Here is an 18,617-nt window from a genome sequence, read left to right on the forward strand (position 1 = left end):
GCCTTTCTTGTCAAAGCCGGGGCAGGGTGCTGATCTCGTCCCACAGCCCGGCGGGAAGCTCGATGCCATCGGTCACGGCACGCAGGCGGCGGGCCTCCGAGGAATCCCCGGGAACCCGGACGGGGCTCGCGGGATCGACCGGTGCAGATGCGCGCACGGCAGCCAGGTACTCCGACACCGCGTCCCCGAAACCGGCCTCGGCCACGATGAACACATCGCCCTTGTTGGACGGGTGGACCGAGTCGAGCGTGCCGGCCACCTCACGTCCCAGCGCCGCCCCGGTGAGCGCGGTGACCAGCACCTCGAACGCCAGCCCCAGGCCATAGCCCTTCGCACCACCGAAGGGGGCGATCGATCCGCGCTTGGCCCGCTCGGCGTCGACGGTGTCCTCACCGTCCTCGTCCAGCGCCCAGCCCGGCTCCAGCCGAGCACCCCGGTTGGCGTGGTCGTGGATCTTGCCCATCGACACCAGCGAGGTCGCCATGTCGAACACCAGCGGCCGCGGCCGCGCGGGCACGCCGATGGCGACCGGGTTCGAGCCGACCATCGCGATCCGTCCCCCGTAGGGGTGCATGAGCGCCTCGCTCGTGGTCAGCGCGATACACACCTGGCCGCGGTCGGCGATTCTGCGGACGTACCAGGCCAGCATGCCCAGGTGGTTGCAGGAGTGCACGGCAGCCGCCGCCACACCCGCACCGTCCGCGCACCGCTGCGAGATCACGTCCAGAGCGTGGGCTCCCACCACCGGGCCGAGACCGTTCTGGCCGTCCACCGACGCCAGCGCCTGTCCACGCCAGGTGATCCGTCCGCTGGTCACCGGGTCGGTGACCCGGTTTCCGATCCGTTCGAGCACCCGCGGCAGGCGCAAGAGACCATGGGACGGCAACCCCCTGGCCTCCGCGTCGACGAGCAGGTCGGCCTGCAGACGGGCGTTCTCAGCGGGAACACCCGCCTTGATCAACGCATCGACGGCGACCCGCATCGCGTCCTCGACGGCGACCCGTACCACTTCAGCGCACATGGAGCCGCTCCGCTGCAACAGTCACCACGGCCGCCGAAACCGCAGTGCCGGCCAAGGCCGTCCTGCGATCACCCGCTCCGATCATGGTGCTTCCTCACTTTCCACCAGGCGGCCGGCCGCGGCGGGCCCGCCCCATCGTGCGATGTCCCGCCGGCCGGCTCACTCGAACGCTTTCCGTAGCCGGCGCCGCGACCGGGTCAAATGGTCCTTCATGTGTTTCCGCGCGGCCCTGTCATCGGCTGCCGCGATGCCGTCGACGACGGCAGCATGCTCATCAAGCGCCTGTTCGGTCACCGCGCCGTCGAAGTACAGGCGGAACAGATGAACATGGGAATGCAGCCGCGCCACCGAATCATGCAGGAACTGATTCCGCCCGGCCGACGCGATCAGCTCATGCAACTGCCCGTCGCGCTGGGCGAAGATGCTGTACGGCAGTGTTCCCTCGCGACTGGCCTCCGCACGCATCTCGGCCTGGAGTTCACGCATGGCCGTCAGTTCGGCCTCGGTGCGGTGCTGGGCCGCCGCCGCGGCCGCGGCCGGCTCCAACAGCAGACGTACCTCGAAAAGCTGGTCGAACTCCTCACGAGTGAGCAGTTCGGCGGCACGATAACCCGTCAGATGTGTCGACGTCACCAGCCCGTCGGCCTCCAAAGTGGACAACGCCTGGCGCACCGGAGTCTGTGACATCGAAAGCTCACGCACCAGCCTGTCCACCGAAATACGCTGCCCCGGCGCGATCTCCCGAGACAACAACCGCGCATAAATGGCCTCGTACGCGGCGACGGCCATTCCCCCGGGCCCCGCCGACGACGGCACCGAAGCCCGCCCGGACAGCAGCGACCGAACCTTCAACGCATCTTCGCCAGAGGAGCCCATATCGCAGTCATCTCATTCAGACGTTGGCAGCGCGCGGTCGCGCACCGAGGTGCGCTCGCACGTCAGAGCCGAGACAGGGGAGAGTTCGTTGCCATCACGGTCACGCCGGGTCCTCGTCGCTCAGCCGGGAGCTGAGCAGGGTCCCGCCGTCCCACCGGCCGGCGGCCTGCTGATAATAGGCGCCCACGATCTCGTCCACCGACAGCGTGGCAAGCTCCTCCCCCGGCGACTCGAACAGACGCAGGTCACCGTCGGCAGCCCACGGCCGGCCGCTCTCCAGCTCGACCTCGCTGTGCGCGACGAGTTCGTCGAGGCTGTCCGGCCCGCCCGGCTCGATGGACCTGAGCAAGCGGCTGTGCAGCAACGGCCGGCTCGTCACCGACGGGCCGCGGTCGACCTGCTCGCGCAAGGTGAATCGCGCCTCGGCCAGTCGCCGGTCGGCAACAGCCAGGCTTGCGCCGAAGCGGCCACCCGGCGCCACTCGCGGCGCCGGTCCGTAGGGATGCGGCCGGGTCATGTGGACCGAGCCGATCTTCTTCGGATACCCCATGTGGATGCCGCGACCGAGGGAGAAATCACGGGTCACCCAGATGTAGACGATCCGGGTGTAGAGCACGCCGCGATACCGCGCCTTCACGGCCAGAAAGACTTCGCCGTACTGGGACAGGACCGGGTCGAGGAGTTCCTCTCCCCCCTCCGAACAGGACTGGACGTCGGAGAAGACCATCGCGACAAGACCCGGGTCGTCCTCGTCCAGTGCCAGCTGCTCGGGCAGCACCGCACGCACATTGTCGGGGTTGGTGCGGTACTCCACGGTCGCCGCGGTGCTGGAGTAGTACCAGGGCGGCTCGGAAATGAGGCTCGCACGCCCCTGAGGCGAACGTGGGAAAAGAAAGCCGATCGGCTCGGCCATGATGGACTCCTCCTAGAGGTCGTTCGATGCCCAACGTGTGTCAGGAGGGCAGCGAATCAAGTCGTCATTCGGTACGGCGAACAACTCCCGCGCATCGCCATCGGCCGGCCCGCGACCTCGGGTACTCGGGGATTGCTTCCGCCGTTTGACGCTCGCAGGACAGCGCAGCGCCGCTGAGTCAGCCGTGGGAGTACGAACACGCTCAGTCCACTCGGGGCCGTCGCTGCTCGTTCGGGCAAAGTACGAGGACCGTAGCCGATCCGATCGGATCCTGGCAACGATCCGATCGGATTTCCTCGCCCGAACGAGATTCGCGGCGCGATGACCAGGTCGGCGATCGGCGGCGCGATGGCGTCCCGCCGAGTGGTGTAGCCGATCAAGGGACCAGAACTCGCTGGCCACAGCGGGAACTTCGAACGACCGGGGCGCTCCCGGCGCCTGACCGGGCCGCTTCGCGTGCCGAGCCCAACGGAGAGATCCTCGCGAGCCAGGTTCCGGAGGGCGAGGCGCATGATCGCTTACACCACCCGGCGGGACACGACCGGCGGCGCTGCCGCGGATCGGACAACCCCCGGGTGATGGAGCCGGCCTGCACGGCACCTCGGCTTCCAGGGCGGGGACTCCGCGACGGCGTCGTTCTTCAGTGAACGGTTTACGGTTGACCGTTTCCCTGCTAGCTTCGTCGTTCATGTGGACCTACTCGATCGAACGCCCCGGCCATCTGCGGCGCCTGGACGCGCCCACCCCGCAGAATGTCGCTCCGGGTGAGGTGCTGCTTCGGCCCCTGTCCGGAGGAATCTGCGGCAGTGACATGGCGTACTACCGCGGGCAGGTCTCGCACCACCACGACGCCGACATCGCCAGGCGCAGCGAGGTGCCCGGCTTCTCTCTTCACGAGATAGTCGGCGAGGTTCTCGAATGTCCCGGGGGTGAGCACACACCCGGCGATGTCGTCGTCGGGTGGGTGACCGACAGCGACGGTCTCGCCGAACGGGTTGTCACGGCGGCCACGAGCGTGGTCAAGGTGCCCGACGGCATGGAACCCACGATCGCCGTGGCACTCCAGCCCCTCGCCTGTGTCCTCGACATCACGCGCCGCATCCCGCGAGTGGCGGGTGCGAGGACCGCGGTCATCGGCCTTGGCCCTATCGGCCTGCTGTTCGGTCACGTGCTGCGGTCCACCGGTGCGTCCGAGGTCGTGGGCGTCGACCCCGTGGACCGTACCGCCGTGGCCGAGACATTCGGTATGAACCGCACCGTCATGACCTCGGCGCAGTTGTGGAGCATGAACCTCGAGCCGGAGGACCGCCCCGATCTGGTGATCGAGGCGGTCGGACATCAGGTGGGCACGTTGACGCACTGCCTGCACGCACTCCGGCCGGGAGGCACCCTCTTCTACTTCGGGGTTCCCGACGACGACGTCTATCCGCTGCCGATGGACCGCATGTTCCGGCAGTCGCTGACGTTGATGTCGGGCAACGTCCGAGACCACAGCGGAGCGCTGCGCGAGGCGATCCGCTATGCGACGGAGCACCCCGGACTGCTCAAAGCTCTCGTCTCCCACACGTTCTCGGTCCACAAGACACAAGAGGCGTTCGCGCTTGCCGATACGGTCCACCCTGATCGCCTGAAGGTGGTCCTGGATTTCACGGCCTGATGCCACCGGGCCTGATGCCCCGGTCGGTCAGGACACCGAGCCATCCGGGGTCCCGCGTCGCTCACTCCGTACCGGGGCGTACCACCACGGCGAGTGCCCCGACCCGTCCCGTGTGCTCGAAGCGGAGGGTGAAGGGGACGAGGTCCCCGGTCCGCCAGTCGCCGTCGGCCGGGACGGTCACATCGCTGGTGAGCGGGGACATGTCGAGGGTGTCCCCCGCCGGGACCGCCAGGGAGTCCGCCGTCTGCCGGTAGGCCGCGCCGCCCGTCGTCATCTCGTGCCGGCTGAGCGCGATGTCCCCGCTGACTCTCGGGGAGGACACCGAGAGCAGGCGGTCGTCGGACCCTCCGGTGTTGGTGATCCGGAAGAACGCGGCCGTCTCCGGGGTGCCCTCGGCGGGAAGGTACAGCCGTGCTTCGGTGACGTCGATGTCCGCGGGGCTGCCCGCGTTGCCCGTGGCCGTCCAGACCGCGAGTCCGCCGAGGGCCAGGACGCAGGCGCAGACCGGCGCGAGGACGGCCGGCACGGTGTCCGCGAGGCGACGGCGGGTGGGAATCCAGGCGTGGGATGTCATCGGGCGGGGCTCCGTGACCGAGTCGGGTGGGGCGGGAACGGGACCGGGATGCTCCGACGGGACCGGGGTGGTGGGCCGGCGCCGTGCGGACGCCCGCGTCACCGTTGCTCCCCGCCAAACGCCGGTGTGGGCCGTCGTCCCGTCGAGGAGGGCTGCCAGGCGCGCAGCCGCAGGCTGTTGCCGACGACGAGCAGGGAGCTGACGGACATCGCGGCGGCGGCGAGCATCGGGTTGAGCAGGCCGACCATGGCCAGGGGAACGGTGACGACGTTGTAGCCGAACGCCCACAGCAGGTTGGCGCGGATGGTGGCCAGGGTGCTGCGGGAGAGCCGGACCGCGTCGGCGAGGGCTTCGATGTCGCCGCGTACGAGGGTGACATCGGCGGCGCCGATGGCGACGTCCGTGCCGGTGCCCATGGCGATACCGAGGTCCGCGCCGGCCAGGGCCGCCGCGTCGTTGACGCCGTCGCCGACCACCGCCACCCGGTAGCCCTCCTCACCCAGTTGCCGCACGAGGTCGGCCTTGTCCTCGGGGGTGCAGCGCGCGTGCACCTCCTCGATACGGAGGTCGGCGGCGACCGCACGGGCGGGTGCCTCGCGGTCGCCGGTGGCCAGCACCGGTCGTACACCGAGGTGCTTGAGCCGGTTCACGGCCCGGTAGCTGCCCGGTCGCAGCACGTCGCCGACCTCGATGAGGGCCTCCACCGTGCCGTCGACGCGGACCATGACCGGTGTGTGAGCGGCCGTCTCGGCAGGCGCCACCGTGTCCGCGAGGGGCGCCGGCAACTCGTCGTCCGGGGCCAGCACTTCCACCAGCCGCCCCTGTACATGCCCGCGTACGCCTCGTCCCGGCAGGGCGGTGAAGCCGGTCACCTCCGAAAGCGGGTCCGGGGCGGCGATGCGGCGGGCGTACACGGTGATGGCGCGCCCCAAGGGGTGTTCCGAGCCCTGCTCGACCGCGCCGGCCAGCCCGATCACCTCCTTCTCGCCGAGGCCGCCCGGTACGGCGGTGATCCGGGCGACGCTCATATGTCCCGAAGTGAGGGTGCCGGTCTTGTCGAGTACGACGGCGTCGATGTGCTGGAGTCCCTCCAGCGCCTGCGCTCCGCCGACCAGGACACCCAGCTGGGCGCCCCGGCCGGTCGCCGCCATGAGGGCGGTGGGGGTGGCGAGGCCTAGCGCGCAGGGGCAGGCCACGACCAGAACGGCCACGGACGCGGTGACCGCGGCCTGCGGGTCGGCACCCGCGCCCAGCCAGAAGCCGAGCACCGTGACGGCCAGTGTGAAGACCACCGGTACGAACACTCCGGCGACCTTGTCGGCGAGGCGCTGCGCCCGGGCCTTGCCGGCCTGCGCCTCGGTCACCAGGCGTGTGATGCGCGCGAGTCGGGTGTCGGCGCCGACCGCGGTGGCGCGGACCAGGAGCAGGCCGCCGGCGTTGACGGAGCCGCCGATCACGGCCGATCCGGGGCCGACCTCGGCCGGTTCGCTCTCGCCGGTGACCAGGGAGAGGTCGACGGCCGAGCTGCCTTCCGTCACGGTGCCGTCGGTGGCCACGCGCTCGCCGGGGCGTACGACGAAGATCTGACTGATCGTCAGTTCCTCGATGGGGACGAGGTGCTCGCCCGAGCCGTCGCGTACGGCCACTTCCTTGGCGGCCAGCCGGGCCAGTGAGCGCAGGGCGGCACCGGTCCCCCGCCGGGCGCGCGCCTCCAGGAACCGGCCCGCCAGGACGAACAGCGGTACGCCGACCGCGGCTTCCAGATACAGGTGAGCGACACCGTCCGAGGCGGTGGGCAGCAGGCTGAACGGCATGCGCATACCGGGATCACCGGCGCCGCCGAGGAAGAGGGCGTAGGAGGACCAGGCGAAGGAGGCGATCACACCGAGGGACACCAGGGTGTCCATGGTCGCCGCCGAGTGCCGCAGTCCGCGCGCCGCGCGCTGGTGGAAGGGCCAGGCGCTCCAAGCGACGACGGGTGCGGTGAGGACGAAGCACAGCCACTGCCAGTTACGGAACTGCCACCCGGGCACCATCGACAGGACCAGCACCGGCATCGCCAGCAGTGCGGTGATCAGCAGCCGTTCGCGGTCCTGTCGGGTGTCGTCCGTCTCGTCGCCGTCCGCACGCGCCGTGCGCTGCGGCGGCTCGGGGAGCGCGGCGGTGTAACCGGCCTGTTCCACCGCCGCGATGAGCTGGTCCGCGCCGGTGGTCGGGGGATGGTGCACCCGGGCCCGGCCGGTGGCCAGGTTGACGCTCGCGGTGACCCCGTCGAGCTTGGCGAGCTTCTTCTCGACGCGTTTCACACAGGCCGCGCACGTCATGCCGCCCACGGCGAGATCGGTCACGGCCTCCACGGTCGCCGGTTCGGTGGCCATCAGCGCCCGCTTCCGTGATGCATGTCCGTATCGCCCATGTCGTCCTTGTCCGTGCCGTCGTCGTGGCCATCCGTAAAGCCGCCTCCGGTCGTGCCCGTCCCGTGCATACCGGGCGCGACGGGACCCATGCCGGTTCCGGCGGCGTAGGAGACGGTGAACACCAGCACCAGCAGCAGAAGAAAGCCGCACAGCGCAGGGGGTGGCAGAACTCCGAGCAGCCGGGCAGCCGCCGGACGGGAAGAGGGTCGCCGAGTCTGCGGCATCTGTCGTATCTCCCGTTCACGTCGTACGGCTTCCGCGAGACCGAGCCGTACCGGTACAGGAGTCGGGAAGGCGGGCGGCTGAGTTCCGCGCGAGAAACGTGTCCTGCGTCACTCCCGTGGTGCGCCCGTAGGGCATTCGGGGCGCCGGACAGGGTGCCTTCCCCAGGAGTGGTCTGCGGCATCGGAACGGTTCCCGCCCGGCTTCCCGCGGCCGAAGCACGACGAGGCGTCCGGCCGCACACACCCACGATGGCACGCTCTGTCCTGCACGAGCTTTCCTACACGAGCAGGACGAACATCACCGCCATCCCCAGTGCCATCGCCGCGTGGCAGCCGGGCGCCAGGGCGCCGGCGACGCTGTCGCCCGGCGTCGTGGCTGTCGGGGCCGGCCGGGAGGCCGGGTCAAGGGCTCGCGCCCTGTCGAGCGCACGGGCCAGCCAGGCCAGGCCGATGCCGGCCAGGACGGCGGCGAGCACTCCCGCCACCAGTCTCGGTCCCGTACCGGTCAGGGTCATGGCGGCGAGCCCCGAGGCATCGGCCATGTGCATGTCGTGCATGCCGCCCCCGCCGGAGTGGCCCGCCATCGCGCCCAAGGAGTTCATCGCCGCGACCATCCACGCCATGGCCCCCATCATCAGAACGTGCGGCCAGACGGCGAGCAGCGCCCCGCGCCGGGAGCCGTCACCGGCGCGGAACGGGGCGGCGGCGAGGAACCACAGCGCGCCCGCCGAGAACAGCACGACCTGGGGCTCGGCCGACAGATCCATGCCCCACGGCCAGGCCATCGCCGCCATCAGCACACCCATCGCCGCGTGCAGCGCGTGGTCCACCCGTTCGGCGACCCGCGTTGCGGGCAGGATCGCCCGCCACACCCCGTAGCCGACGGGTGCGGCGAACAGCAGGGTGAGAATCCAGCGCAGTCCGGTCGCCGCGATCACGCGGTCACCCCCGCCCGGCGTCGTCGGACCGCTCCCACGGCCACGTCCACCAGGACGAACAGGAGCAGCGGCAGACCGAAGAACGGCACGTAGTAGCCGATAACAGCGGCCAGCAGCATGATCGGCGCGAGAACCCGGCCGGGCACCCCGCGCCACGCCCCGCGCGCCGGGGCGCGTCCGACGGCCAGACCTTCCGCGCGGGTCGGCCGGCGCAGCCACCACATGCGATAGCCCCACAGCGTCATCGCGATCACCGCGATGGCGAGCAGCGCCAGGACGATCTGGTTGGCGAGGCCGAACAGCAGCCCCATGTGGGCGTCGACGCCCCACGAGGTCATCTTGGCGAGCAGCGGGAAGTCGTCGAAGTCGAGCTTCTGCGTCACCTTGCCGGTGGCCGGGTCGACCGCGACGGAGTCCTGCTGCTCGGGCCAGCTCCGGGTGTTCTCCTCCACGGTGTACGCGGAGTCCACGTCGGCGGGCGGGGTGATGACGAGTACGCCGACGAGGCCGGCGTCGCGGGCAGCGGCGACGACCGCGTCGATACCGACGTCTTTCCTCTCTCCTCCGGTGCCTGCGGCCGGTTCGTCGGTGGCGGGCAGGGTGGTGGTGACCGCGGGGGTGCTGCCGCCCAGGGCGTCCTGGATCTTCCCGATACTGGCGCCCGCGTGGGCGGACCAGGTCAGACCGGTCGCGGACAGGGCGAGCAGGCCGACGCAGGCCCACACACCGACCGCGCCGTGCCAGGACAGCGTGCGTCTACGGCTCTTGGCGCCGCCGCGCGGCAGCAGCAGGTGGCGCAGGCGCTGACGGTTGCGCACGGTGCCGGCCCACAGGGCGAGGCCCCCGAGCACCTCGATCCACAGCCAACTCGCGGCGATCTCGCTGTAGTTGCGGCCGAAGTCACCGAGGTGCAGATTGCGGTGCAGATCGTCGAGCCACGCCCGGGCCGGCAGCCACTGGCCGAACGTCTTCAGCTTCCCGAGCACCTTGTTGTCGTACGGGTCGACGAACGCGGTGAGCGTGTAGCCCTCGGGAAGGTCGTCCTTGCTGAAGGTGACACGGGTGGAGTCGGAGGGCCCGGCGCCCTTCGTGACCGACAGCAGGGTGCCGCCGGGCACCGCTCTTTTTGCCGCGGCCACCTGACCGGCGAGCGGCTCGGCCGTTCTCCGCGGGGTCACTTCCAGCTGGTGTTCGTACAGCATCGACTCGACCTGCGGCGTGACGGTGTAGGCGAGTCCGGTCACGGCGGCGACGAGGATGAACGGGCCGATGAGGATGCCGGCGTAGAAGTGCAGACGCAGCAGCAGGGGCCGCAGGCCGCGCCACAGGCCCGGCGCGGCGGGTGCGGGTGCGGGAATCGACTCGCCGGTCGACCGCGGCGACGGCGGTATGTCCAGGTCGGCTTCGGGACTCACGGCAGCCGGCGCCACCGGCACGGCCTTCGAGTCCGGCGGTATCGGGCTTTCAGGCATCTGCGACTCCTTCTCCCCCGGATGCTGTGGTCGACCTGTTCGGTGGTCGCAGCACAGGAGTCGGAGCGGACTTGGAGGGAGTTCCCGGCATTCGGTGTGATCGGGGTCACCTCTCCGGGGTCCGGGTCCGCGCGCGCGAAGGCACACGGACCCGGTGTGGCGGCCCGTCAGGCCACGGCCGCCTCGAAACAGCGGGCGGTGCCGGGCTCGTCGGCCATCATCTCGGCCAGGCTCAGCCGGGCCGGGGGGACCCGGGAGCGGACGGTGCCGACCGGGCATCGGGCCACTTCCGCGGCTTCGGCATACGGCAGTCCGCACACCTGCGTGCGCCAGAACGCCTCACGCCGGTCGCGGGGCAGAGTGCGTTTCGCCGACCGCGGCACCTGTCTTCCCCCGGCGCCCTGCCCCCGCCCGAAGGGGTTCGGCCGTGCCTCTCGTGCGCGTCGACCTGATCCGCGGCCGCGGGACGCGGGATGTCCGGACCACCGACGACGAAGTCCAGCGGTCCCTCATCGACATACTGAAGTTCCCCGAGCGCGACCGGTTCCAGAGCATCACCCAGCACGAACCGGACGAGAACCGGCTGTGGCGGCCGACCCCGGAACCGCTCTGCGTCCTCGCGGACCTCCGCGTCGTCCTGTGCACCGACGCGGCCCCCGTCGCCCGCGACCGCATCGTCCGGCGTGCCGTGGACGACCCGCACCGGGCCGCCCACGCCGACCACCAACCGCCAAAGCCATGGTTCAGACCGTCGCGTTCGCAGCCGCGAGGTCGAGGGCGATGTCAGTGATCATGTCCTCCTGGCCGCCGACCAGACCCCGGCGGCCGACTTCCACGAGGATGCTTCGGGTGTCCAGGCCATGGCGGCGCGCGGCAGCCTCGGCGTGGCGCAGGAAGCTGGAGTACACACCCGCGTAGCCGAGGGTGAGCGTCTCACGGTCCACGCGGACCTCGCGGTCCTGCAAGGGACGTACGACGTCGTCGGCCGTGTCCATCAGCGGGAACAGGGCGCAGCCGTGCTTCCATCCCATGAGATCGGCGACGGCGACGAACGCTTCGAGCGGGCAGTTGCCCGCCCCCGCTCCCTGGCCGGCGAGCGAGGCGTCGACCCGGGTGACGCCGTTCTCGACCGCCACCACCGAATTGGCCACGCCGAGACCGAGATTGTGGTGGGCGTGGATGCCGAGTGCGGTGGCGGGATCGAGGGCGTCGCGGTAGGCCCTCAGACGGTCTCGGACACCGTCCATGGTGAGCCGGCCACCGGAGTCGGTGACGTACACGCAGTGGGCGCCGTACGACTCCATCAGTGCGGCCTGACGGGCGAGTTCCGCGGGCTCGGCCATATGGGACATCATCAGGAAGCCCGCGACGTCCATGCCCAACTCGCGGGCGGCCGCGATGTGCTGCGCTGCGATGTCGGCCTCGGTGCAGTGGGTGGCGACGCGCACCGAGCGGATGCCGAGGGCGTGTGCCTGCCTGAGGTCGTGCACGGTGCCGATGCCGGGCAGCAGCAGGGTGGTGGGCACCGCGTGCCGAACGACGTCGGTGACGGCTTCGATCCACTCCCAGTCCGTGTGGGCCCCGACGCCGTAGGTGATGCTGGAGCCGGAAAGGCCGTCGCCGTGGGCGATCTCGATCGCGGCGACCCCGGCGGCGTCCAGGGCGGCGGCGATCGTACGGGCCTGTTCCACGGTGTAGCGGTGGCGGACGGCGTGCATGCCGTCCCGCAGGGTGACGTCCTGGACGTACAGGGTGGCAGTCATGCGGTCACCGCCTCGGTGGTGTGGTGGGCGGCCATGCGTTCAGCGGTGCGCAGGGCGGCCGAGGTCATGATGTCGAGGTTGCCCGCGTAGGCGGGCAGATAGTGGGCGGCGCCCGCCACTTCGAGGAACACCGAAACCTTGGTGGCCGGCCCGGACCGGGCGGCGGCCGGCAGCAGGGAACGCAGCGGATCGTCGCTGGGGACGGGGTCGAACTGGACCTTCTGTTTGAGGCGGTAGCCGGGGACATAGGTCTGGACGCGGGCGACCATGTCCTCGACCGATGCGGTCACCGCGGCGTCGTCGCAGTCGCCCACCAGGCAGTGCACGGTGTCCCGCATGATCAGCGGTGGTTCGGCCGGGTTGAGGATGATGATGGCCTTGCCGCGGGCCGCGCCGCCGACCCGTTCGATGGCCGCGGACGTGGTCTCGGTGAACTCGTCGATGTTGGCCCGGGTGCCGGGGCCGGCCGAGCGCGAGGAGATCGAGGCGACGATCTCGCCGTAGTGGACGGGGGTGACCGCGGCGACGGCGGCGACCACGGGGATGGTGGCCTGGCCACCGCAGGTGACCATGTTGACGTTGGGCGCATCGAGGTGTGCGGCGCCGTTGACCGGTGGCACGACATAGGGGCCGAGCGCGGCCGGCGTCAGGTCGACGACCGTGCGCCCGAGGGACCGCAGCACCTCGTCATGACGGCGGTGGGCGCCGGCGGAGGTGGCGTCGAAGACGTAGCGGACGTCGGCGAACTCGGCCATCCGCACCAGGCCGTCCACACCCTCGTGGGTGGTGGCGACCTTCAACCGGCGGGCCCGGGCGAGTCCGTCGGACTCCGGGTCGATGCCGGCCAGCGCGGCGATCTCCAGTGTTTCGGACAGCCGCAGAATCTTGATCATGAGATCGGTGCCGATGTTGCCTGATCCGATGACGGCGACCTTGGTCTTGGTGGTCATGCTCCGGTTCCTTCCTCGGCGGCGGCCGCGAACGCGACCCCGACCGTGCCGAGACCTTCGATGTGCGCGCTGAACTCGTCGCCCTCGGCGGCGACCGCCATGGGCCCGAGCGCTCCGGTCAGGACGATGTCGCCGGCCCGCAGCGGGTCGCCCAGCCGCGCGAGCGTGGCGGCGAGCCAGAGCGCGGCGGTGAGCGGGCTGCCCAGACAGTCGGCGCCGGCGCCCCGTGAGACGGTCTCGCCGTTCCTGGTCAGGGTCATCCGTACGGCGCGCACATCGACCCGGTCCAGTGGCACGGGGGTGCCGCCGAGGACGAACAGACCGCTGGAGGCGTTGTCGGCCACGGTGTCGACGATGGTGATGTCCCAGTCGGCGATGCGGCTGTCGACGATCTCCAGAGCGGGCAGGGCGAACGCCGTGGACAGCAGCAGGTCGGCGACGGTCGGGGCGTGGTGCGGCAGATCGGCGCCGAGCACCAGGGCGACCTCCGCCTCGACCTTGGGCTGCAGCAGTCGGCCGGGTGCGACGCGGGCCCCCTCGGGCACCGCCATGTCGGCGAAGAGGGCGCCGAAGTCCGGCTGGTCGACGCCTAGTTGGGCCTGTACGGCGGGCGATGTCAGGCCGATCTTGCGGCCCACGAGCCGTCGGCCGGCCGCGGCGGCCCGTTCGACGTACAGCCGCTGCACGGCGTAGGCAGCCTCGATATCGCCTTCCGGGAGGAGCGAGCGCACCGGAGGGCAGGCCAGGCCGGTCCTGGCGGCCGTGTCCAGGGCCTCGGCCGCCTTCGTCACGGCGGCGGCCGTGTCGTGGGCGCTCATGCCGCCCTCCCTTGCGGCCCTTGCGGAGCGGTACGGCGGTGGTGCGGGACGGGCATGCTGGTTACCTCCGGGGGCGGCGTACGGGCGGGGGTGTGCGGCACCGGACGGTGGTGGTCGCGGTCACGCACCCCACGTATAGATGCAGGGCCTCAGCCGAGGCAAAATATGTTCCATGACACGGAACAGCACACAGGGCAATATGCTCGACAAGGCGGTAGCGGTCCTGGACTGCTTCCGCCCGGACGGCGGGTCGTTCCGTCTCACAGAACTCTCGGCGCGCGCGGGCCTGGCCAAGACCACCGTGCACCGTGTGTGCGCCGATCTGGTGCGTCTCGGTCTCCTCGAACGCGACGCGGAGAGCTACCGGCTCGGCGGGGTCCTGTTCGAGCTGGGCTCACTGGTGCCCCGTCGACGTGATCTGCGCGAGGCGGCCCTGCCCTTTCTGCAGGACCTGTTCGAGGCCACGCACGAAACGGTGCACCTCGGGGTCCGCGAGGGCCATGAGGTGGTCTACGTCGAGCGCATCCACGGCCATGAGGTACTGCGGTTGCCGTCCCGCATCGGCGGGCGGCTGCCGCTGACCTGCACCGGCGTCGGAAAGGCACTCCTGGCCTTCTCCGGTGCCGAGCTGACCGAGGAGGTCCTTGCCGCACCGCTGCCCCGCCTCACCGCACAGTCGATCACCGATCCGGAGCGGCTGCGCACCGCCGTCGAACAGGCTCAGGTCGCGGGCCTCGCCTACGAGGAGGAGGAAGCGGCCCCGGGGGTCAGCTGTATCGCGGCCCCCGTCTTCGACGGGCCCGCCGCGGTGGCCGCGCTGTCGGTGGCCGTACCCCGCGGCCGGTTCAGGCCGGCCCAACTCGCCCCGGCCGTACGGACAGCGGCACTCGGTCTGTCACGCGCGCTGCGCTGCGGCCCATGAGCGCAGCGCCCGGCGGGCCACACGGCCGGCCGGCGTCGCGCGGCCTTGCTCAAGGGCCTCGGCACCGGCCCGGTTCAGCCGAGGTCGAGCCGTGCGGGCGACGGGCGGCCCGGCCGGGCCGCCCGCGCGGACCGGTGGTCATCGCGGGTGTTCCAGGCCGGCGACGCGAATGCCGGAGCGCACCTTGTACCGCTGGTTGATGCCGATCAGAGTGGCGGTGAGCGGTTCCAGGTGCCGGGCCAGTCGCAGCGCGCCCGCGTCGATGCCCGCACGGCCCGTGACCACGCGTGCGAGTTCGACGGCGACCGCCTTCGCCTGCTCGTCGTCCGCGCAGACGAGCACGTCCTCGTGGTCGAGCAGTTCGGCCTCGCTCCACAGGTTCACGGCCGACAGATGGTGGAACGCCCCGGCCAGTTTCGCCTCCGGAGCCAGTCGCTGCGCCTCCTCGGCCGCGCTGCCGTCGGCGACGTCCAGGCCATAGGGGCCGCGTTTGTCGAAGCCGAGCGGGTTGACACAGCTGATCAGTACTTTGCCGGCCAGTCGGGCGCTGAGGGAGGCGACCAGTTCGGCGTGCCCCTTGTAGGGCACGGCGAGCAGCACGACGTCCGCCGCCCCGGCGGCAGCGGCGTTGTCCGCGCCGCTGACCGAGGCGGTCTCGCCCACGCGGCGGGCGATGTCGGCGGCCGTGTTCCGGGCCCGCTCGGCGGACCGCGATCCGATGGTGACGCGGTGGCCGGACCTGACGAACCGGTAGGCCAGGCCCTTGCCCTGGGGGCCTGTGCCGCCGATGACGGCGATCTGGTACGGGGGCATGGTGACTCCTTGCTGTGCGAGGGGCGCTACCGCCCGGTGAGCCGGCACAGCGTCTGCCGCAGGCCGGCCACATCTGTCACGGTGTCCAGTGAGAGACACCGGGTGATCCAGCGCTGCCAGTCCGGGTCGTCGCGGCCGGCGCCGGTCTGGCGGCGGAACTTGGCCGTGACCGGCTCCGCGGGTGCGGACCGGGTGACGTCCTGCTCGGCGCCGGTGATCTTCTGCTCCGCCTGCCGTCCATCTGCGAGATCGACGATCACCCGGGCGCCCCAGTGGTCCGGCAGACCGCTGTCCAGGTCGGGGGCGGCGCCCAGGACCACCTCCGGTGTGTCCTCGGGAAGGGCGCCCCGGAAGAAGGAGACGTCCGCGGCGGCGCCGTTCAGCCAGGCCGCGACGGCGAAGGCCGCACTGGCCGCGGCCTCCGTCGGCCCCGCGGGCGCACGGTCGGCCGTGACGAAACGCAGCAGTGCCGCGGGCAGGAGAATCCTCAGCCGACGAGCCGTTCGCAGGGGCACTCCCCTGCCCGCCAAAGCGTCCAGAGCCTCCAGCGCCGCGTGCAGGGGCCGGGCGCACGGGTACGCCTTGAACACACAGTCGTCCAGGTGCGGCATCCTGTCGCAGGTGGGGGCCGCCGCGCTCGCCCCCAGTGCGGCGGCCCCGGGCGCGTCCAGCAGGGTGCGGCTGGCCCGGGCACCGGCGCGCGCCAGGTAGGCGGCCTCCGTCCCGTCGGCCGCCGCGCGTCCGGCGAGCAGGTAGTGCCCTGTGCCCAGTTCGTCCGTGCTGAGCAGCCCACCGAGCCCGGCCGCCGCGATCCCCAGGGCCGCGAGTGTCTCCTCGTCATCCAGCCGCAGCAGGTTCGCCACGGCCGCCGCCGCCCCCAGCGCGCCGAACACCGACGTCGGCCACCAGGCCCTGCCGTACAGGTTCGGCCCGCCGAACCGCAGCCCCGCCTCGACGACGACCTCATAGCCGACGATCACCGCGTCGGTGACGGCACTGCCCGGCAGCCCCTCGCGGTCGGCGACGGCCAGGGCGGCCGGGACCACCACGGCCGACGGCACCACCGCGGCGGCGGGATGCAGGGCGTCGTACTCGTCGACGTGGGCCAGCACCGACTCCATGAGCACCGTGGTGCGCAGCGGGTGTGTCCCGGCCAGGGCCGGCGTGCACAACTGACCGCTGTCGCCGGTCCGCGTCACAAAACGCTCCAGCTGCGCCGCCAGGGGATGAGAGGAACCGGCCACCACACAGCCCAGCGTGTCCAGGACGTGCAGAGCCGCCGTCGACCGTGTGGCCGCCTTGGCCGCACGCAGGCCGCGTCGGCCGCGCTCGGCCAGTTCCTCCAGCACGCTCACCGGGTGTCCCCGCGTTGCAAGGCCGGGAGCACCGCGGAGCCGACGGTCTCGACCAGCTCGGTGGGCGGGTCGTAGGAGCCCACATGCTGCAGGAAGACATGGGTGACTCCGTCGGTGTGCAGCGCCTTGAGCCGTTCGGTGATCTCCCGCGCGGTGCCGAACAGACAGAACGCCTGGGCGAAGCGGAGGGCCGCCTCGTCGCTCACCCACTGCGAGCAGATCTTGACGGCGGCGGCCCAGTCCTCGGCGTGGACGAGATCCGGGTAGACACCTTCCACCTGTGCGGGCACGTCCAGTTCTATCCCGGCGAGCGCGAGGAACGGGGCTCCGCCGTTCTGTGCGATCGACGCGCAGATCGGCTTGAGCAGCCGGGCTTCGGCCTCCACGTCGTCGGTCACCGCGCAGTACGCCGAGACGGTCAGCGGGATCGAGGCAACACTCCGGCCCGCGGCCTCCGCCCCTTCCCGGACCCGGGCGGTGGCACTGGCCAGCGTCTTGCGTGAGACGCCGCTGAGGAGGATGACACCATCGGCGATCTCCCCGGCGAGCCGCAGGTTCCGGGGGCCGCTCGCGGCCAGGTGGATCGGCATGTTCGGGCCCGGGTCACGAAGACGGGACCGGACGCCGCCGAAGTCCCACTCGCGTCCCTCCAACAGTGCTCGCAGCATCGCGAATCCCTCGCGCAGTTGCGCACCGGTGCTCTGTCGCATACCGATGGGGGCGACCGAGCTGTTGCCCACGCCGAGGCCGAGCGTGAACCTGCCCGGGGCGATCTCGGCCACGCTGCGCGCGGCCGAGGCGACGACGGCCGGGTGCCGGGTGACCAGGTTGGTGACCGCACTGCCCAGGCCGATCCGTTCGGTGGACAGGGCGGCGGCGGTCAGCACCGTGAACACGTCCCGCCACAGCAACTGCGAGTCGGGGAACCACACCTGGTCGAAGCCGAGTCCCTCGGCCCGCCGGACGGTCTCGACCAGCCGGTCCACCCGGTCGCACGGCGGAATGCGGACGCCGACCCGAAGTCCGTTCCGCTCCGGGGCGCTCACGACTGCCCGCCGCGCAGGAACTCCAGGTGCAGGGCGTTGAACCGGTCGGCGTGCTCGTGCTGGGGCCAGTGGCCGCACTCGGGGAAGATCTCCAGGGTCGAGCCGGGGATGCTCCGGTGCAGGGCGTGGGCCTCGGGGACGTCACCGAAGGGGTTCTCCGCACCCCAGACGATCAGGGTCGGGGCACCGATCCGGGCCATCTGCTCGGGGCTGAGCAGGTCCTCCAGGCGGTTGTCCATCTCTTGCAGACACAGCAGGTTCGGCAGCGCCTTGACGAACTCCGGCTGGTGGTAGATCGCATGGCGGACCGCGACCAGTTCGTCGCTGACACTTTCGGCGGGGTCGTACATGAGCAGTTCGAGCCGCTTGCGGGTGAAGGCGATGTCGTCGCTCTCCACCGCCCTGCGGGTGCTGGTCCTGATGCGTTCCATCACCTCGGGGTTGGCGACGGTGCCTCCGGGCGCCACCAGGGTCAGTCGGCTCACCCGGTCGGGGTGGTCGGCGGCCAGCCGACCGGCCACCCAACCGCCGAGGGACTCCCCCACGAAGTGGGCGCGGTCGATGCCGCAGGCGTCCAGGTAGGCGAGCACATGCTCGACGTAGCGGGGGATCCGGTACGGGTAGTCGGGGCCGGTGGTGTAGCCATGACCGATCATGTCGATCGCGTGGCAGGCGTATCCGGCGGCCACGTGTGCGGGAATGTTGCGGACGAAGGCCTCCAGGTGGCCGCTGGTGCCGTGCAGGAACACCACGGCCTCGCCCGCACCGGCCTGCAGCGCCCGGGTGCGGATCCCTCCCGCGTTCACATGTCCGAGGCGGAAGTCGACACCGGTCAGATCGGTCCAGATGCTCATGTGG

Annotated in this window: 18 protein-coding genes and 1 pseudogene; 3 read left to right on the forward strand and 16 right to left on the reverse strand. The window is 71.2% G+C overall.

What is annotated here, in order from left to right:
• Positions 1 to 10: 10 nt before the first annotated feature.
• The 3 genes from ABT245_RS01290 to ABT245_RS01300 form a co-directional block, all read right to left on the reverse strand.
• Positions 11 to 1,021, reverse strand: coding sequence for an Ldh family oxidoreductase (locus ABT245_RS01290; RefSeq protein ID WP_351727473.1), 1,011 nt, complete (start codon positions 1,019 to 1,021; stop codon positions 11 to 13).
• A 159-nt stretch (positions 1,022 to 1,180) separates the two neighbouring features.
• Entirely contained in the window at positions 1,181 to 1,897 is a 717-nt protein-coding gene (locus tag ABT245_RS01295; RefSeq protein ID WP_351727475.1) for a GntR family transcriptional regulator, read from the reverse strand.
• 100 nt (positions 1,898 to 1,997) lie between these two features.
• Complete coding sequence (locus tag ABT245_RS01300; protein WP_351727476.1) at positions 1,998 to 2,810, reverse strand: acetoacetate decarboxylase family protein; 813 nt, start codon at positions 2,808 to 2,810, stop codon at positions 1,998 to 2,000.
• A 658-nt stretch (positions 2,811 to 3,468) separates the two neighbouring features.
• Here ABT245_RS01300 and ABT245_RS01305 point away from each other — a divergent pair.
• A complete protein-coding gene (locus ABT245_RS01305) occupies positions 3,469 to 4,467 on the forward strand; it encodes a zinc-dependent alcohol dehydrogenase (protein WP_351727478.1) in 999 nt (332 codons plus the stop codon).
• Positions 4,468 to 4,528: 61 nt separating this feature from the next.
• Here the strand turns inward: ABT245_RS01305 and ABT245_RS01310 are convergent, their stop codons facing one another.
• The 6 genes and pseudogenes from ABT245_RS01310 to ABT245_RS01335 all read right to left on the reverse strand — a co-directional run.
• The gene (locus ABT245_RS01310) at positions 4,529 to 5,041 is read right to left on the reverse strand and encodes a copper chaperone PCu(A)C (protein WP_351727480.1); all 513 of its coding nucleotides are present in this window, start codon (positions 5,039 to 5,041) and stop codon (positions 4,529 to 4,531) included.
• A gap of 98 nt (positions 5,042 to 5,139) precedes the next feature.
• The gene (locus ABT245_RS01315) at positions 5,140 to 7,419 is read right to left on the reverse strand and encodes a heavy metal translocating P-type ATPase (protein ID WP_351727481.1); all 2,280 of its coding nucleotides are present in this window, start codon (positions 7,417 to 7,419) and stop codon (positions 5,140 to 5,142) included.
• Positions 7,419 to 7,586 carry a hypothetical protein gene (locus tag ABT245_RS45980; RefSeq protein ID WP_502982048.1) on the reverse strand — a complete coding sequence of 56 codons (168 nt, stop codon included), beginning with the start codon at positions 7,584 to 7,586 and terminating at the stop codon, positions 7,419 to 7,421. The genes ABT245_RS01315 and ABT245_RS45980 overlap by 1 nt, the downstream gene beginning before the upstream one ends.
• Before the next feature lie 374 nt (positions 7,587 to 7,960).
• Positions 7,961 to 8,620 carry a DUF5134 domain-containing protein gene (locus ABT245_RS01325; protein WP_351727484.1) on the reverse strand — a complete coding sequence of 220 codons (660 nt, stop codon included), beginning with the start codon at positions 8,618 to 8,620 and terminating at the stop codon, positions 7,961 to 7,963.
• Positions 8,617 to 10,092, reverse strand: a complete 1,476-nt coding sequence (locus tag ABT245_RS01330) for a PepSY-associated TM helix domain-containing protein (protein ID WP_351727486.1) — start codon at positions 10,090 to 10,092, stop codon at positions 8,617 to 8,619. Before ABT245_RS01330 ends, ABT245_RS01325 begins: the two co-directional genes overlap by 4 nt.
• 167 nt (positions 10,093 to 10,259) lie before the next feature.
• Positions 10,260 to 10,451: pseudogene (locus ABT245_RS01335) on the reverse strand (sigma factor-like helix-turn-helix DNA-binding protein); the annotation flags it as partial.
• A 68-nt stretch (positions 10,452 to 10,519) separates the two neighbouring features.
• On the opposite strand from ABT245_RS01335, the gene ABT245_RS01340 reads away from it, so the two are divergent.
• On the forward strand, positions 10,520 to 10,882 hold the full coding sequence (locus tag ABT245_RS01340; RefSeq protein ID WP_351727487.1) for a hypothetical protein: 363 nt from the start codon (positions 10,520 to 10,522) through the stop codon (positions 10,880 to 10,882).
• Here the strand turns inward: ABT245_RS01340 and dmpG are convergent.
• From dmpG to ABT245_RS01355, 3 genes are read right to left on the reverse strand one after another with little or no spacing between them, the layout of a single operon-like run.
• Positions 10,836 to 11,855 (reverse strand): 4-hydroxy-2-oxovalerate aldolase, encoded by a 1,020-nt coding sequence (gene dmpG / locus ABT245_RS01345; RefSeq protein ID WP_351727489.1) that lies wholly within the window; start codon positions 11,853 to 11,855, stop codon positions 10,836 to 10,838. The genes ABT245_RS01340 and dmpG overlap by 47 nt on opposite strands.
• A complete protein-coding gene (locus ABT245_RS01350; RefSeq protein WP_351727491.1) occupies positions 11,852 to 12,805 on the reverse strand; it encodes an acetaldehyde dehydrogenase (acetylating) in 954 nt (317 codons plus the stop codon). Before ABT245_RS01350 ends, dmpG begins: the two co-directional genes overlap by 4 nt.
• Positions 12,802 to 13,623 carry a 2-keto-4-pentenoate hydratase gene (locus ABT245_RS01355; protein ID WP_351727492.1) on the reverse strand — a complete coding sequence of 274 codons (822 nt, stop codon included), beginning with the start codon at positions 13,621 to 13,623 and terminating at the stop codon, positions 12,802 to 12,804. Before ABT245_RS01355 ends, ABT245_RS01350 begins: the two co-directional genes overlap by 4 nt.
• Before the next feature lie 199 nt (positions 13,624 to 13,822).
• Here ABT245_RS01355 and ABT245_RS01360 point away from each other — a divergent pair, with 199 nt between their 5' ends.
• Positions 13,823 to 14,545, forward strand: a complete 723-nt coding sequence (locus ABT245_RS01360; protein ID WP_351727765.1) for an IclR family transcriptional regulator — start codon at positions 13,823 to 13,825, stop codon at positions 14,543 to 14,545.
• 138 nt (positions 14,546 to 14,683) lie between these two features.
• Here ABT245_RS01360 and npdG read toward each other — a convergent pair whose 3' ends face one another.
• Genes npdG through ABT245_RS01380 form a run of 4 tightly spaced genes read right to left on the reverse strand, consistent with a single transcriptional unit; the run spans position 14,684 to position 18,613 of the window.
• Positions 14,684 to 15,358: an NADPH-dependent F420 reductase gene (gene npdG, locus ABT245_RS01365; protein ID WP_351727494.1), complete on the reverse strand. Its 675-nt coding sequence runs from the start codon at positions 15,356 to 15,358 to the stop codon at positions 14,684 to 14,686.
• A gap of 26 nt (positions 15,359 to 15,384) precedes the next feature.
• Entirely contained in the window at positions 15,385 to 16,713 is a 1,329-nt protein-coding gene (locus ABT245_RS01370) for an MmgE/PrpD family protein (RefSeq protein WP_351727496.1), read from the reverse strand.
• Positions 16,710 to 17,759 carry an LLM class flavin-dependent oxidoreductase gene (locus ABT245_RS01375; protein WP_351727497.1) on the reverse strand — a complete coding sequence of 350 codons (1,050 nt, stop codon included), beginning with the start codon at positions 17,757 to 17,759 and terminating at the stop codon, positions 16,710 to 16,712. The genes ABT245_RS01370 and ABT245_RS01375 overlap by 4 nt, the downstream gene beginning before the upstream one ends.
• Positions 17,756 to 18,613 carry an alpha/beta fold hydrolase gene (locus tag ABT245_RS01380; RefSeq protein ID WP_351727498.1) on the reverse strand — a complete coding sequence of 286 codons (858 nt, stop codon included), beginning with the start codon at positions 18,611 to 18,613 and terminating at the stop codon, positions 17,756 to 17,758. Before ABT245_RS01380 ends, ABT245_RS01375 begins: the two co-directional genes overlap by 4 nt.
• Positions 18,614 to 18,617: the final 4 nt, after the last annotated feature.

Origin of the sequence: Streptomyces sp. NPDC001508, from assembly GCF_040298665.1 — a bacterium.
Lineage (GTDB): Bacteria > Actinomycetota > Actinomycetes > Streptomycetales > Streptomycetaceae > Streptomyces.